Annotated in this window: 1 protein-coding gene; it reads left to right on the top strand. The window is 62.5% G+C overall.

The window, feature by feature from the left end:
* Window positions 1–1,538 (top strand): reverse transcriptase/maturase family protein (locus tag AKI01S_RS48565; RefSeq protein ID WP_084000991.1); only part of this gene is annotated, 1,538 nt, incomplete at its 5' end.
* Between the last annotated feature and the right edge of the window lie 85 nt (window positions 1,539–1,623).

Genomic DNA, 1,623 nt, shown 5'->3' with positions numbered 1-1,623 from the left:
GCGGCGCGAAGTTGCGGCCGCTTGGCCTGCCAACGTGGTCGGACAAACTGGTTGGCGAGGTAATCCGCCTGCTGTTGGAGGCGTACTACGAGCCGACCTTCTCCGACTCTTCCCATGGTTTCCGTCGCCGCCGGGGCTGCCACACCGCACTACGTGATGTGGCCAAGACCTGGAACGGGACGGTCTGGTTCATCGAGGGTGACATCGCCCAATGCTTCGATCGCCTCGATCACGAGGTCATGATCGGAACTCTGGGCGAGAAGATCCACGACAACCGGTTCCTGCGGCTGCTGCGGAACATGCTGAAGGCCGGATATCTGGAGGACTGGGTTTGGAACGCCACGCTCAGCGGTAGCCCGCAGGGCGGCGTCATGTCCCCGATCTTGTCCAACATCTATCTCCACAAGCTGGACCAGTTCATCGAGACGGTTCTGATACCGGAATACACCCGAGGAAGAGTCAGAAAGCCTAACCGTTCCTTCTATCGGGTATGGAAGGCGATCAGACGCGCACGCGAGCGCGGCGACCGCACCACCGTGCGCCAGCTGCGCAAGCAACTGCACAGCATGCCGAGCATGGATCCCTACGATCCGGATTACCGGCGGCTGAGGTATGTGCGCTATGCCGACGACACCCTGCTCGGGTTCGCCGGACCCAAAGCCGAAGCCGAGGAGATCAAACAACGACTGGCGCAGTTCCTGCGTGAGGACCTCAAACTGGAACTGTCGCCGGACAAAACCTTGATCACGCATGCCCGCACCCAGGCAGCCAGCTTCCTCGGCTACAACATCACCGTGCACCACAACGACCGCAAGGTTACCGGCCGGAAACGCTCGATCAACGGGCAAATCGGCCTGCGTGTTCCCCGCTCGGTGGTAACGGCCAAGCAGGCCCCGTACATGAAACGCGGAAAACCCGCGCACCGACCCGAGTTGCTGAACGCAGACGACTACATCATCATCAGCACCTACGGAACCGAATATCGGGGCATCGTCCAGTACTACCTGATGGCCGGCGACGTCTTTCGAATCGCTCGGCTGCAATGGGTCATGGAGACCTCGATGCTGAATACGCTGGCTGCCAAGCACCGCTCGTCGGTATCGAAGATGGCCCGCACATATGCGGCCACCCTCGACACGCCGCACGGGCCGCGCAAGTGCTTTGAAGCCCGCGTCGAACGCGTCGGCAGGAAGCCACTGGTCGGACGGTTCGGCGGAATTCCGCTGCGACAGAACAAGAAGGCGGTCATCACCGACCGCCAGCCGGTCCCGGTCAACATCAAACGCAAGGAAGTGGTCACCCGACTCCTGGCCGGACGATGCGAGGCCTGCGGGCGCATCGACGAGGTGGAGGTCCACCACGTCGCCAAACTCGCCGACCTCGGCAAACCGGGAACCGACCGGCCGCCGTGGGCAGATCTCATGGCCACAAGGCGCCGCAAGACCCTGGTGGTCTGCGGAGCCTGCCACATGGCCATCCACGGTCAACGACCTGGTCCAGCACTCACGGCAAAATCACTGGAGAGCGACGTGCGGTGAAAGTCGCACGCGTCGTTCGGGCTGGGGGCCGTCGGAAAAGGAGCTGCAAAGCCAGCCACCTCGCCGACGGCCCACCAGTACCAAA

The sequence above is a fragment of the Actinomadura kijaniata NBRC 14229 genome, from assembly GCF_001552175.1.
GTDB lineage: Bacteria > Actinomycetota > Actinomycetes > Streptosporangiales > Streptosporangiaceae > Spirillospora > Spirillospora kijaniata.
The sequence above is the reverse complement of the archived record's forward strand: the minus strand, read 5'-3'. Positions and strand labels throughout refer to the sequence as shown.